Here is a 13,391-nt window from a genome sequence, read left to right on the forward strand (position 1 = left end):
GAACGTGCTCAACTGAGCACGTTTTTAGTTGTCTCCAAGAAATGTTTTGAGATTAGACATATCATTACGCATTTGATCCAATCCTTCTTGATAAATGGCTTCAAACTTTTCAGGATCCTTCTCCAAACGACTAACTTCAAGTGCGTGTTCTGGATGGATAGCATAAAGATTGCCAGTTTTTTCCAAAGCCTCTATCTTTTCAATACTCTTATTGTAGTGGAGGTGGCGATTCGAAGCCACTTGGACAAACTCAGGATACTTACGATAAAAGAGCTTGTAGATTCGCTTACTCGTTTTAGATGGCTGTTTACGGTAGCCTTTAGGACGTGTCAGAACTACAATGAGTTTATCAAATCCCAAATTTTCCATAAAATCAATAGGGAGACTATCAGACAGACCACCATCCATGTAGCGTTTACCCTTGTACTCGACAATTTCAGAAACCAGAGGTAGGGCGGAACTTGCACGAAGGGCTTCCATTTGCTCAAAGACATGGTCAATCTTGATATAGTCTGGTTTTCCGGTCTCAATATCTGTAGTGACCACATAGAAGGGAACACCTGAATCAGCAAAGGCCTCCTGATCAAAAACGTCCAACTCCATGGGAACCTTATAATAGGAGAATTCCTTATTAACGAAGTTACCTGTTGTCAGCCATGACCAGAAACTCATATAGCGACGGTCTCCCATAAAACGCTTGTTGTAGCGAAGGGCTCTTTGGGGCTGGTTAGAAAGGTAATTAACACCAAAAAGTGCTCCAGCCGATACCGAAACAACGCCATCCACCTTAATTCCAGCTTCTAAAAAGGCATCTAATATACCAGCCGTATATAAGCCACGCATCCCCCCGCCTTCGAGGACTAAGCCAACTTTCATTCTAAGATCTCCTTTATGATTGGTTCCGCAAGGACTTGATAACCTTGTGGACTCAAGTGCAAACCATCCGTTGTATAGTTGTCATTTAACTGTCCCATGTCATCAGTAAGATAATCAAAAAAATCGACATAGGTCACACCGGGGAGGACAGCTAATTGTTGATTTAGCTCACGTACAGTCGTATTATTTCGAATCTTAACCTTAGAAGCATACTGTGATTCTTCACTAACTGGAAAGACACTCAGCAAATAGATCTCAGTAAAGAGGGATTCCTGACGAACTGTCATGATAATATCGGAAATACGAGTGACAATATCTCGAATAGGGTAACCTCTTCCGATGTCATTAATGCCAATCAAGAGCACCAATTTACTTGGTTCTAAATCTAAGACCTGCTCTTTAAGGTGTTCTAAAAGCCAAACCGAGTCTGTTCCTGCAATCCCACGGTTTACAAGGGGAAACTCTCGACCCAAATATTTTTTCAATGCAAAAAACTCCGTGATGGAGTCCCCTGCAAAAACGATTTGGCCTTTGTCTAACTTTTGATTTTCATTCACAAATTTGGCTAAACGCTCTTCTTGATAGGCCACAAGCTCAGGCCTAGTTGTTTCAATCATACTTTATCCTTTTTCTTAAATATTATACGCACTACTGTGATTAAAGCTAGAAAAGTTCCAAGTCCAAGAAATAGCCAGGCAAGATTTTCAAAACCTGATTTATTAGCCAAAAGGGCACCGGAAAGTAGAAATCCCAATGTCAATAAGGCTAAAACCAGATTATTTAATATTTTCTCAAAAACTTTAATTCGACCCGAAAAGTTAATAAAATCATGGTTCACCACAATTCGTCCGTTTAAAATTTGCTCCAAGAGCTGATGCAGACGACGTGGAATGTTCTTCCCATTGCGAATCAGATAAAAGAGTTCAATCAAGATACTCTCTTTATTCAGGGCCTGCTTAAGCATGTCAGGTCCCATATTTTCTAGGAAGTAATCCTTGGCCAGGGTCATAAGATCCATATTTGGCGCTAACTCTCGGAAAATCCCCTCAATTTGAAGCGAAGCCTTCTCCAAAATGGTAATTTGAGAGGAGGCTTTAAGATGATTTTTCTGGAAAATAGCCATCAAATCCTGCAGCAAATCTGTTATAGAGAGACTTCCCAAGTCAATACCAGAATAACGACCTAACATTTGCTCTACATCTTGACTTAGGACTGCACGATTAAGACCATTATCAAATTGTGTAACGGACAAGATGGCCTTAGTCATACCATCAACATCTTGTGCGGTAAAACTGTACAGGATGTCATTTAAGGACGCACGCATCCCCACTTCCAACTCACCCATAATTCCAAAATCAATGAAATAAATCTTGCCATCACGTACCAAGAGATTTCCAGGATGGGGGTCACCATGAAAATAGCCATCTTTGAAGACTTGCTTGATAAATGACAGCATAAGCTTCTTGCCCACATCTTCCAGATCATAACCAGCTTCAGCCAGTTGGCTATAATGATTAAGCGGAATCCCATTGATGTACTCTTCGACTATGAGGTGAGGTGTCGTGAAGGTATCATAGACCTCGGGGACACCTAGACAAGCAATAGCCCTGTTATTGGCCTTAAAGCACTTCATGGCCTCTGCTTCATTCCTGAAATCTAGCTCCTTAATTAAGGTTTCACGCAGATTTTCCAAAACCTCCTGAACATCGACCATGGGGATAAAATGCTTTGGTATATGCCGTGCAAGCTTAATGAGAAGCTGAATATCTTCCTTAACGACCTCATCAATACCAGGTCTCTGGATTTTTACAATCACTTCCTGACCAAACAATAATCTAGCTCTATGGGTCTGAGCGACAGAACCAGAAGCTAAGGGCTCTTCCGAAAAATCAAGGAAACTGTCAGAAAGCTCATTAGGTAATTCTCGCCTAATGACAGTCATGACTTCCTCTTTATTCAAGGGAGGAACTGAGCTCTGAAGCTTTGATAATTCTTTGATATAGTTTTCTGGCAAAAGGTCAGAGCGCGTGGATAGGATTTGACCAATTTTAACAAAACTAGGTCCTAATTGCTCAAAGGCTTGGCGTAGCTTGACAGGTGTTGTCTGTTGGTCTTGAGGAAGATGCTTTTCGCGATAAGAAAGGAGACCAACTGACGAGAAAACCTTCAACACATGTCTCAATCGTTTACTAGCCATTTTAGACTCCTTACATTTTATTTATTTTGACTGAGCAAAGCGTCAAGTTTTTCTTCAAGACGTTTCACATCATCCTTAGTCGCATACTCAACTGAAGATTTCTTAGCATCAAGTTTCGCTAAAAATTCTTGAGCTTCTTCCTTACTTTGACGTTTGAGCTCTTGTTCCAGTTCCTTACCTTCTTCAACAGTCAAACGCCCCTTTTCAACCAATTCTTTGACAAAGCTATCGGCCTTATCAACTGTCATAGCAGTCAACCCGATTCCAGCTAAGAGAACTTTTTTCAAATCATTCATTATCGTTACCTCCATCTAAGTAGGAAAAGCAAAGAGATAGACTCGCTACTTCTTCGGAAAATATAAGAACGTTTTCACACTTTTATTTTACCACTTTTTCAGAAAATATGTTAATTAACGCAGATGATTGTATTTAGTATCTAAATACTTAAATGTCGCGCATAAGTATACAAATGCTTATCTATCAGGGTTGTAGTGAAATACTAAGCAAGAATTTCAAGCTTTTGCTGAGATTCTTGCCGGTTTTCTATTTGTAAAGAGCTGCACCATTACTTTCGATAACAGACTTATACCAAGCAAATGATTTTTTCTTATAACGAGCCAAGCTACCACTACCATCATCATTGCGATCAACGTAGATGAAGCCATAACGTTTACTGAGTTCAGCCGTTGAAGCTGATACCAAATCAATTGGCCCCCATGTCGTATAGCCCCAAAGTTCTACACCATCTTGAAGGGCTTCGCCAACTTGAATCAAGTGTTTTTGAAGGTAATCAATACGATAATCATCTTCAACTGTTGGACCTTCTGGACCTTCAACAAGTACATCCTTAGCACCCAAACCATTTTCGACGATAAACAATGGCAACTGATATCGATCATAAAAGTCATTCAAAACTAGTCGAAGACCTATTGGATCAATAGCCCAACCCCATTCAGATTTTTCAAGGTAGGGATTTTCGACACCACCTAAAATGTTGCCTTTTCCAACCTTATAGTCTTGCGGATTGTGTGCTGTTGCCACAGACATATAATATGAGAATGAAATAAAATCAACGGTATTCTTCAAGATTTCTTCATCACCTGGAGCAAATTGTATTTCAATACCATTCTCTTTGAAATAGCGTTTAATATAGTTTGGATATTTCCCACGCGCATGGATATCTGAGAAGAGATAGTTTTGATTTTCAAACTCGTGAACAGCCAACTGATCCAAAGGATTAGCTGTCATTCCATAAGCTGGCATGGCAAGAACCATACAACCAATCTTAAAGTCAGGGTTGATTTCATGACCAATCTTGGTTGCTGAAGCCGAAGCGACTAACTCATGGTGAACTGCTTGGTAAAGATCCTGTTTAGAGAGCTCTTCCATCGGAGTTGCAATCCCGCCTGACATGAACGGTGCGTGTAAAACAGAGTTCACTTCATTAAAGGTCAACCAATATTTGACCTTATCTTTATAACGTGTGAAGACTGTACGAACATAATTCTCATAAAAACCAATTAATTTACGATTAGTCCATCCATTGTACTCACGCGCCAAGTTGAGTGGTGTTTCATAATGGGACAAGGTTACAAGCGGTTCGATGCCATATTTGGCCAATTCATCAAAAACCTTATCGTAGAAGGCTAGACCTGCTTCATTTGGCTCGGCATCATCACCATTTGGAAAGATACGAGTCCATGCAATTGACATGCGGAAGACCTTAAAGCCCATCTCTGCAAAAAGTGCTATGTCTTCTTTATAACGGTGATAGAAATCTATACCTTCTAGTTTTAAATTATCTAGTGTTGGTTGGTCAGTAATCAAAGGATTCAAGGCCCCGGGTTCAAAGGGAACACCGCCTTTTGGCGTTACATCCTGTACGGACAACCCTTTGCCATCTAGGTTGTAAGCACCCTCAAACTGGTTGGCAGCTGTTGCACCACCCCAGAGAAAATCTTTTGGAAATGTATATGTCATCGTTTATCTCCTTGCATTGTTCAAGTTACTAATAGTATAACACTTGGAAAACGATTACACTTATACTATATTATTGAAATCTGATACTATAGCACGAAAAAAACAGACCGAAGTCTGTTTGAATTAGTCATTACTTTCAAGAGCATTTGCTGCTTTGGCTTCTTCTCGCCTAACAACATTATCTTTAACAATCTGATATAGGGTTGCGGCTACTGGCACAGAAACCAACATACCTAAGATACCACCCAAGGCAGAACCTATGGTGATTGCGAAGATAACCCAAATACCAGGAAGTCCGGTAGATCCACCGACCACATAAGGATAGATGAGATTCCCTTCAAACTGCTGCAAAATAACCACGTAGGCAACAAACAAAAGCGCCAAGGTCACAGAATGTGTCATAATCAAGATGGTACCAATCGTCACACCAATATAAGCCCCCACAACTGGAATCATTGCTGAAAAACCAATCAGGATAGAGATAGTCGCTGCGTAAGGGAAGTTAAAGATACGCATCCCAATATAACACAAGGTCCCCAAAATACAAGCCTCAAGCGACTGATAGACGAAGAAATTACGGAATCGATTATTGAGAATAGCAACTACATAGTGGAAAGTCTTACCATAACGTCCTAAATAGACGTCTACCAAACGATTGACCTGATTCCCAAGTTTCTCTTTTCCAGCTAAGACATAACAAGAAAAGACAATACTGATAAAAAGATTAATCAAGGTTGATGGCAGACTCGTTAAAGAAGTCAAGAAGCTCGACAAACCATTCATGATTTGTTGAAGCAACTGAGCACTATAGCTATTGATTAGTTCTCTAACCTGTGTCACACCACCCAGGTCTTGGATGACCTTCTGCAAGGATTTGTTCTTAAGCAACCAATTAATCAAGTTATTAATAGCTGAGCGGTCTTGACTAATCAAGGTGTTGATACTGTCAATCAAATCAGGAAGAACAGTGAACACGACCCAAGTAAAAACCAAACCAATGGTTCCCAATGCCGAGAGCAGAGCAATAGGACGCTTGATTTTAGCGATAAAACCAAATGGTATAAACTTGACCAGCAGCTTCTCATAAAAAGACATCAGGATATTTACCACAAAGGCAATCCCTGCTCCAACCAGGAAGGGCTGACTGGCAACGTAAATGGTGTTACAAATTGAAACAACTGTTTCCCAGTAAGTATAAATCAAGAAACAGCTGAAAAAGAGGACAGCCAACCAAATGAACTGATTTTTTGTAAATTTCATAGGCACTCCATAATTTAAAATACCCTTCCATTATACACTAAGAAAGGGTTTCTTACTATCTTTGATCATGAAAGCCACTAAAATTCCACCAACTCTTGGTCCGTTAAAGGATCAATCAGCTTGACAAAGTGAAAGTCCGATCCTTCATAATCAAAAACTAAGATGGCACAATTGCCTGGACACGACTCAAACGCCTGATCTGGCTCCACAGCATGAAGAAAAGTCATCAAGGCTCCTGCGTGACTGACAGCCAAAATAGACTGATCAGGATGTTTATCTACAATCTCTCTCGCACAATTTACCACTCGATCTACAAACTGGGCTTGACTTTCCCCGCCAAACTGCGCATAATGGTCACCGAAATGACCCAGAATTTGAGTTTTAGGATGAAGATACTCCGGTTGCCCCTCAAAAATACCGAAGTGAAACTCTTTAAGACCCTTAACACGTTTATAATCAGTACGCCCAGTAGCCAATTCAAGCGTATCAGAAGCTCTTTCAGTAGTCGTGCAATAATACTGATCAAAAGTCAAACCATGTTTTTCAAAATAGTCACGCACCTGACGAGCTTGTTCCTGACCTTTTTCAGTCAAAGGGGAATCACACCAACCTTGAATTCGATTGAGTGTGTTAAAAAGTGTTTGTCCATGTCGCATTAAATAGAATCGTGTCATTCTTCACCTCCATAGATATACTCTTCTTCTACTGGATTATAAACTGAGACCAGTTCAAATTGACCTTGATCATAAGTAAAGTGTAAAATACAACAATTTTTAAGACCACGAATATCTGGAACAGGATCTAAAACACGTCTACAGAATTGCAAAATAGATGGACCATGACTAACCAGCAAGGACTTAGAACCATCGGCCACACTCTCCATGATGGCCCTAATCGTCAACTCCATACGATCCCGGACCTGGCTCGTACTCTCGCCACCAAATTGAACAAAGAAATCACCATAGCCTTGGCCATCAGGTAAGGTTTTAGGGGTAAGATATTCTGGTTGGCCCTCAAAAGCTCCAAAATCCTGTCCTTTAAGGCCTTTAAGTCTTTCATAATCTGTTCGTCCTGTCACAATTTCTAGAGTATCGCTAGCTCTCTCAGAGGTTGACGTAAAGACATGATCAAAAATTGGCTCTTGCTTGGCTAGATACTGACCAGCCTTTTTAGCCTGTTCAATCCCGACTTCCGTCAAAGGGGCATCGCAGACCCCCTGAAGCCTATGCTGAACATTAAATCGTGTTTGCCCATGCCTCATTAAATAAAATTCTTTCATAATGTTACCTCTAAACCAGAAATCGGATCAATCACCTGAAGAAGCTCCAATTGTCCTTGGTTATAATCATAAACACAAATATTACAATTCCCAAAACGTACTCCTTCAGGAAAGGCTAAGTCCATGGTAATGATTAATCCCCATAAAGCCGCCCCATGACTGACAAATAGGAGATTCTCAGCACCATCTTTAGTGTGTTCTTCTGCTTTCTCTAATACAGTCTTTAAAACCCTCTGTCCAACCTTGCGAATATCTTCGCCACCGTATGGGACCAAGAGATCTTCAAAGGATCGTGAACCTGGACGATGTTTGGGTAGGAGATGCTCTGGTTGAGCTTCAAAAGACCCAAAATTCATTTCTTTAATTCCCTTGAGCTGGGTTACAGTGTACTCAGGCGCCACAATCTTTGCCGTGTCAGTTGCTCTCTCTTGCGTAGATGAATAGACAGCATCAAAAGAAATACCTTTCTTCGCAAAGTACTGCTTAGCTTGTTCTGCCTGACAGATTCCATTTTCAGTTAGGGGAGAGTCACACCATCCCTGAACACGCTTTTGTGTATTAAATAATGTCTCACCATGTCGCATTAAATATAATTTCATTACTTTACCACCCTTTTTTAATATAAACCTAAATAATCTTCTAAGATAGTCAAGACACCTTGATCCTTATGATGCGGTGCTACTTGGTCTGCCACTTGCAAAAGAGCAGGGCTGGCATTTTCCATCGCATAAGAATGACTAGCCATACGCAGGAGCTCAATATCATTGTCACCATCACCAAAAGCCATAACATATGCCTCATTCAAGTCCCAATGGTTAAGAAGCTGCTTAAGCCCCCAAGCCTTGTGCATGCCTTTTTGAATGAAGTCAATTGCACCAAAACCGCTTGGAACAGCGACAAAATTACCATCAAAATCACGATTAAAGGCTTGCGAAACCTGATTAGCCTCTTCAGGACTCAGCAACATGGTGATCTTTATGAAATCATCCTCTAAATCCTCCAACCTATTCAAACGGTGAATGGATGCTTCCATAGCGGCTTGCTCTTCTTCTGTTATCATCTCTTTACCAAAATGTAGTTTCGTTCCTGATAGCATATAAGCAGATTTAGACCCATTAAATATAGTCGGTTTATCTAACAAATCATAATTAAAATAGCTTAGCAAGTTTTCAACATCATTTGATGCCATAAACTCCTGACACAGAAGCTTGCCATAGCTAACCACCTGACCACCATTTTCGGCTACAAAATGCAGGCGGTCAAAAGTCTCCGCAAACATAGGTTTAAGGCGACTCATACTATTACCTGAGGCAACAACAAAGTGCATATCACGCGCAGCCATGGCATCCAAAATCTGACTAAAACGCTCCTTATCATAGCTCCCTTTATCGTCTAAAAATGTTCCATCCATATCTGATGCAATCACCTTAATGGTCATAAAGCACCTCCTTGACTAACTTATCCTATTATAACCCTTTTGGAAAACGCTTACCAGTACCATACTAGGAAAAACTGATACTATTCTTGGATATTTAATGGTCTTAGGATTGTTTTGTAAGCCTAGATTGTTTATAATTATAGTATGAAATTGAAGAATATTTTAAGAATACTATTTTCTCTTCTAATGATAGGTGCCATAGTTGGTGGACTGCTCTACCTCACCATCTATTTCAACAATCGAGATATTAAGAAGCTTTCCATGCCATCAAATAAGGATGGATTGAACTTTACCATAAAGAATAAAGAGCTCTTAGATCAGTCTGTCTTACTTGAAAAAGGCAATATTAAAAATGTAGACATGCAGATTCTCTCCTTCAAGAAGGACGGAAAGTATGTCCTACAAAAAGGAAGAACCGAAGACAATAATCCTGAACTCACAGAGCAAAGTATTAAGTACGAAGCTAAGCGACGAGAAGCTCTTGCTCTTATTAACTCTGGTTTTTGGTCTTACGAAGGGCTAGATCGTCCTTTCGCTCAAAAGGAAATCGAATTGGGTAAAACAGGCCTTCTATATGGAGATGATCAAAATAATATCACTGCCGGAACCTATCCAAATATCGACACAGCTAAAATGTTTACCCACATGGGAAGCAACGGTTGGGATACAGGTGCCTTTGGTATTCTCATTAAAGATAAAAAAGTAGATAAAACCTGGGAAAAAGGTGATCCTGACCAACCAAATGCTCGTTCCATTTACGTAGAGACCTATGATGGTATTATCCGTATTATCCAAACCTATGGCCACAACTCCCTCAATAAGGGCTTGAATCACGAAGACATCTATAAGCTTTTAAAAAATATAGGCTACTCGAATATTCGTCTTGCCTTCCTACTAGATGGTGGTGGAACGACTCGTATGTACACGCGATCTGATAATGGTAAGGAAAAGGTTGCTGGTGCCTTTGTCGACAATAGAACCTATATTGAGTACCTCTACCTCACCAAGCGTGATACTAATGCTGCTGATCCAAATATATGGCGTGATCCAGAGCTCGTAAAAGCAGGTAAATCCAAGTCAATCACTTATGACGACTATATTGAAGCAATCTATTCAAATGGAAAAGTTCCAGGAACCCAATACCAGTTTGAAGTCTCCAAATAATGCAAAAAATCCTCACTAAAATGAGGATTTTTTATCTTATTTTAAATTGTTCAATGCAGTAAGTAGGTAGTGACCATCACGAATACCTTTACCGATACGCTTGGTGTTTTCAACCAAATCTTGGTAATCAGTATCTGAAAGATTGTCAATTGTCGCCTTCAATTCATGAAGTGACTCTACTGCAATTCCACAGCCGTTCTCAAGCACAAAATGAGATAAGGCTGACTGTTTCCAAACGACAAGCGGGAATCCTGAGGCCAAGTAAAGTGACGCCTTGTGAGAGTTGTTATAGCGAAGGTACTCGCCGAAAACACCACTACATGTCTCAGCACTGTCGCCATCCCAGACAAGCCCAAAACCACCCTCAAGAGCTGCAGGAAGCTCATCAGGTAGGAAGGAACCAAAGTAGTTCTCATTCTCAAGAGCTCTGCTTTCGTCGAAGCCGACACCATAAAGGTTATAAGCAGGTTCTGCAGGAAGAGAGTAAAGATAACCAGCTTTTTCTTGTGCCAAGTTACCAGCTACAATAATTGGCTGATTCTTCGTGAAACCTGTCTTCTCTTGGAAATTTGGAATCAAATAGTCAAAAATACCAAGACTGACAATCTTATCTTCTGCAACCCCTTTATCCACTAAAACAGATTTCATAATTGGATTGTGGGCAATGATACCATCAGCAGCACCAAGAAGACCTGATTCTTGAATTTGAATGCGAATCTTATGCTTCAATGGGAAATTCTCAACATTGATATAACGAAGAGCTTCTAAATCGTGGATAATAAAATTAACTTTTACGCCTTTTTTCTGTGCTTTCTTTACATGATGTGTTGTGAAAAAGCTATGATGAAGCATTGGGAACTGGATAAGTAACTCATCACCTTGCTTTAGTTCATTTAAGGCCTGATCAAAAGCCTTAGATTTATGAAGCTGTGCTTTAAGTGTACTCATCTCGTACCAATTATCAACTGAAAGAACCAAGGCTTGATAACCTTCTCTCTTTACAATTTCTTCAACATCATTCCGTGCCTTATTACCGGCATTTTTAACATTGTTATCGTGTAAAAATTCTTCTTTTAAATAGTATTTCATCTCTTATTTCTCATTTTTCAAAAGCTGATTTTTCAGGATAGCGTTCTTTCAAGATTTCCTTAAAACGAAGGATATTCTCCTCTTTAAAGTCAACATCATCATTCACACAAAGCAGTTTTTTATGTTTATCTTTAAAGATACTCTCTAACCTATCAACTTGATTCAGATCTATCGACTCTCCAAAATTCTTTGACATAGGATAAAACTGATTACTTTCAATTTGCCAATGCTGACAGATGTATTGATTGACGTCTACTCCATAGTCTCTAATTTTATTTCGTGACGTTTTATCTAATGTTGGTCCCTCAATTTCCCACAAATGTGCTAAGGTACTCTTTTTCATCGGAACAGGTAAATGCTGGTTTACATATCCCGTAGGTCCCCATGGCAAGAGTAACAGGTTTTTCAAAATCAAGGACCCATAACGGTAATTAAAGAATTTCCAAGGTGAAGATTTCAAAGCCTTCTTATTAGGAAAATGACGATAGATCAATTCAACATTATTGTGATATGTATTCGTAAATGGTGACCAAGGAACCAAAGCATCATATACAGCTAAAAGTTTAGGTTGACCATTTTTATAAAAATCGGAAGGCCGACTGTCTCTAATCAAGTACATATCATCATTGAAATAGAGATAGTTTTCCGACAAGCCTTCGATACGATGAAGATTAAGCTCAATTGCTGCTGAATTGTAAGTAGGTAAATACTCTTTAGGGATAAATTCCTTATGAGTTACCAATTTAAGTTTTGGATGCTCCAAGTCCAACCATTCAGGTTTTTGTCCATTGGTGACTAAGTAAACATGATTTACCCAAGGAGCATGCTTTTCAATCATTCGAAACCAGTAATTAAAAATGCCATAATCACGATAACGTTGCTCTCCATCAATTTCTTGGTTTAAATCTGAGACTTGAGCAGTCACAGCCTGTTTTTCATGGATAAACTCTGGGTCACTTCCATCCACCCAGAGAACAACGATATCAATTTTTTCTTGTGTCATTTAGTAAATTCTTTCTCAACGACTTCTAGAGCACGCTCAATAACCACGTGCATGTCGTAGTATTTATAGTCTGCCAAACGTCCACAGAAGATAACCTTGTCATTTTTCTCGGCTTCTTCTTGGTACTTAGCAAACATGGCGTTGTTCTTTTCATCATTGATTGGGTAGTATGGTTCATCTCCACGTTTCCAATCAGCTGGGTATTCACGTGTGATAACTGTCTTAGGTTGTGTACCATACTCGAAGTGCTTATGCTCAATAATACGAGTATAAGGAATCTCACGCTCTGTGTAGTTGACCACGGCATTTCCTTGATGATTTTCTTCATCCAAGACTTCGTGTTCAAAACGAAGACTGCGATACTCCAACTCACCATGTTTATAATCAAAGTACTGGTCAATCATTCCTGTAAAGACAACTTTTTCAGCTGAAGCTTCAAGCTCTTCACGATTGGCAAAGAAGTCAACTCCAAGCTCTACTTCTACATCTCCAAGCATATTTTCAATGATGACATTGTAACCACCGATCGGAATTCCTTGGTAACGGTCATTAAAGTAGTTGTTATCAAAAGTCAAACGGACTGGGAGACGTTTGATGATAAATGGTGGAAGGTCTGTGGCAGAACGTCCCCATTGTTTTTCAGTGTATCCCTTAATCAACTTTTCGTAGATATCTGGGCCAATCAACTTGATAGCTTGTTCTTCCAAGTTTTTAGGCTCAACATCTTTCATATCAGCCGTTTGCTCAGCAATCTTGTCCTTAACTTCTTGAGGAGTCTTAGTGCCCCACATAGCATAAAATGTATTCATGTTAAATGGAAGGTTGTAAAGACTGCCCTTGTAGTTAGCAATTGGTGAGTTGATATAGTTATTAAACTCAGCAAATTGGTTGACATAATCCCAAACTTTTTTATTTGAGGTATGGAAAATGTGGGCACCATACTTGTGAACGTTGATACCTTCAACATCTTCACAGTAGATATTGCCACCGATGTGATCACGCTTGTCAATCACTTTTACTTTTTTGCCACGTTTTGTAGCTTCATGTGCGAAGATTGCTCCAGACAAACCAGCACCAACTATAAGATAATCGTACATTATAAACT

Annotated in this window: 14 protein-coding genes; 1 reads left to right on the forward strand and 13 read right to left on the reverse strand. The window is 39.7% G+C overall.

The genetic code is table 11. From position 1 onward, the window contains the following. Positions 1-24: 24 nt before the first annotated feature. The 10 genes from PCY16_RS08175 to PCY16_RS08220 form a co-directional block, all read right to left on the reverse strand. Positions 25-876: a patatin family protein gene (locus PCY16_RS08175; protein WP_183137190.1), complete on the reverse strand. Its 852-nt coding sequence runs from the start codon at positions 874-876 to the stop codon at positions 25-27. After that, the gene (locus tag PCY16_RS08180) at positions 873-1,493 is read right to left on the reverse strand and encodes an SGNH/GDSL hydrolase family protein (RefSeq protein WP_183137189.1); all 621 of its coding nucleotides are present in this window, start codon (positions 1,491-1,493) and stop codon (positions 873-875) included. The genes PCY16_RS08175 and PCY16_RS08180 overlap by 4 nt, the downstream gene beginning before the upstream one ends. Next, positions 1,490-3,073, reverse strand: coding sequence for an AarF/UbiB family protein (locus PCY16_RS08185; RefSeq protein ID WP_183137188.1), 1,584 nt, complete (start codon positions 3,071-3,073; stop codon positions 1,490-1,492). Before PCY16_RS08185 ends, PCY16_RS08180 begins: the two co-directional genes overlap by 4 nt. Before the next feature lie 17 nt (positions 3,074-3,090). After that, complete coding sequence (locus PCY16_RS08190; protein WP_013990645.1) at positions 3,091-3,369, reverse strand: phasin family protein; 279 nt, start codon at positions 3,367-3,369, stop codon at positions 3,091-3,093. 247 nt (positions 3,370-3,616) lie between these two features. Then, positions 3,617-5,053 carry a glycoside hydrolase family 1 protein gene (locus tag PCY16_RS08195; RefSeq protein ID WP_195414117.1) on the reverse strand — a complete coding sequence of 479 codons (1,437 nt, stop codon included), beginning with the start codon at positions 5,051-5,053 and terminating at the stop codon, positions 3,617-3,619. Positions 5,054-5,176: 123 nt separating this feature from the next. Next, on the reverse strand, positions 5,177-6,313 hold the full coding sequence (locus PCY16_RS08200) for an AI-2E family transporter (protein WP_195414118.1): 1,137 nt from the start codon (positions 6,311-6,313) through the stop codon (positions 5,177-5,179). Between the two features lie 77 nt (positions 6,314-6,390). Next, positions 6,391-6,987, reverse strand: coding sequence for a histidine phosphatase family protein (locus PCY16_RS08205; RefSeq protein WP_195414119.1), 597 nt, complete (start codon positions 6,985-6,987; stop codon positions 6,391-6,393). Next, positions 6,984-7,592, reverse strand: coding sequence for a histidine phosphatase family protein (locus tag PCY16_RS08210; RefSeq protein WP_195414120.1), 609 nt, complete (start codon positions 7,590-7,592; stop codon positions 6,984-6,986). The genes PCY16_RS08205 and PCY16_RS08210 overlap by 4 nt, the downstream gene beginning before the upstream one ends. After that, entirely contained in the window at positions 7,589-8,191 is a 603-nt protein-coding gene (locus PCY16_RS08215) for a histidine phosphatase family protein (RefSeq protein ID WP_064524746.1), read from the reverse strand. Before PCY16_RS08215 ends, PCY16_RS08210 begins: the two co-directional genes overlap by 4 nt. Before the next feature lie 17 nt (positions 8,192-8,208). Beyond that, entirely contained in the window at positions 8,209-9,030 is an 822-nt protein-coding gene (locus PCY16_RS08220) for a Cof-type HAD-IIB family hydrolase (RefSeq protein ID WP_195414121.1), read from the reverse strand. A 144-nt stretch (positions 9,031-9,174) separates the two neighbouring features. Here PCY16_RS08220 and PCY16_RS08225 point away from each other — a divergent pair, with 144 nt between their 5' ends. After that, a complete protein-coding gene (locus tag PCY16_RS08225; protein WP_171963582.1) occupies positions 9,175-10,194 on the forward strand; it encodes a phosphodiester glycosidase family protein in 1,020 nt (339 codons plus the stop codon). A gap of 36 nt (positions 10,195-10,230) precedes the next feature. Here PCY16_RS08225 and PCY16_RS08230 read toward each other — a convergent pair whose 3' ends face one another. From PCY16_RS08230 to glf, 3 genes are read right to left on the reverse strand one after another with little or no spacing between them, the layout of a single operon-like run. Next, positions 10,231-11,283 (reverse strand): sugar transferase, encoded by a 1,053-nt coding sequence (locus tag PCY16_RS08230; RefSeq protein ID WP_183137186.1) that lies wholly within the window; start codon positions 11,281-11,283, stop codon positions 10,231-10,233. A gap of 10 nt (positions 11,284-11,293) precedes the next feature. Beyond that, on the reverse strand, positions 11,294-12,286 hold the full coding sequence (locus PCY16_RS08235; protein ID WP_183137185.1) for a stealth family protein: 993 nt from the start codon (positions 12,284-12,286) through the stop codon (positions 11,294-11,296). Continuing rightward, positions 12,283-13,383 (reverse strand): UDP-galactopyranose mutase, encoded by a 1,101-nt coding sequence (gene glf / locus PCY16_RS08240; RefSeq protein ID WP_038675955.1) that lies wholly within the window; start codon positions 13,381-13,383, stop codon positions 12,283-12,285. The genes PCY16_RS08235 and glf overlap by 4 nt, the downstream gene beginning before the upstream one ends. Between the last annotated feature and the right edge of the window lie 8 nt (positions 13,384-13,391).

The sequence above is a fragment of the Streptococcus sp. SS4 genome (genome assembly GCF_030440125.1).
Lineage (GTDB): Bacteria > Bacillota > Bacilli > Lactobacillales > Streptococcaceae > Streptococcus.

Excerpts from the sequence above, each read along its gene's own strand:
- PCY16_RS08175 (WP_183137190.1), bottom strand. The coding sequence starts at position 876 with ATGAAAGTTGGCTTAGTCCTCGAAGGCGGGGGGATGCGTGGCTTATAT.
- PCY16_RS08180 (WP_183137189.1), bottom strand. The coding sequence starts at position 1,493 with ATGATTGAAACAACTAGGCCTGAGCTTGTGGCCTATCAAGAAGAGCGT.
- PCY16_RS08185 (WP_183137188.1), bottom strand. The coding sequence starts at position 3,073 with ATGGCTAGTAAACGATTGAGACATGTGTTGAAGGTTTTCTCGTCAGTT.
- PCY16_RS08190 (WP_013990645.1), bottom strand. The coding sequence starts at position 3,369 with ATGAATGATTTGAAAAAAGTTCTCTTAGCTGGAATCGGGTTGACTGCT.
- PCY16_RS08195 (WP_195414117.1), bottom strand. The coding sequence starts at position 5,053 with ATGACATATACATTTCCAAAAGATTTTCTCTGGGGTGGTGCAACAGCT.
- PCY16_RS08200 (WP_195414118.1), bottom strand. The coding sequence starts at position 6,313 with ATGAAATTTACAAAAAATCAGTTCATTTGGTTGGCTGTCCTCTTTTTC.
- PCY16_RS08205 (WP_195414119.1), bottom strand. The coding sequence starts at position 6,987 with ATGACACGATTCTATTTAATGCGACATGGACAAACACTTTTTAACACA.
- PCY16_RS08210 (WP_195414120.1), bottom strand. The coding sequence starts at position 7,592 with ATGAAAGAATTTTATTTAATGAGGCATGGGCAAACACGATTTAATGTT.
- PCY16_RS08215 (WP_064524746.1), bottom strand. The coding sequence starts at position 8,191 with ATGAAATTATATTTAATGCGACATGGTGAGACATTATTTAATACACAA.
- PCY16_RS08220 (WP_195414121.1), bottom strand. The coding sequence starts at position 9,030 with ATGACCATTAAGGTGATTGCATCAGATATGGATGGAACATTTTTAGAC.
- PCY16_RS08225 (WP_171963582.1), top strand. The coding sequence starts at position 9,175 with ATGAAATTGAAGAATATTTTAAGAATACTATTTTCTCTTCTAATGATA.
- PCY16_RS08230 (WP_183137186.1), bottom strand. The coding sequence starts at position 11,283 with ATGAAATACTATTTAAAAGAAGAATTTTTACACGATAACAATGTTAAA.
- PCY16_RS08235 (WP_183137185.1), bottom strand. The coding sequence starts at position 12,286 with ATGACACAAGAAAAAATTGATATCGTTGTTCTCTGGGTGGATGGAAGT.
- glf (WP_038675955.1), bottom strand. The coding sequence starts at position 13,383 with ATGTACGATTATCTTATAGTTGGTGCTGGTTTGTCTGGAGCAATCTTC.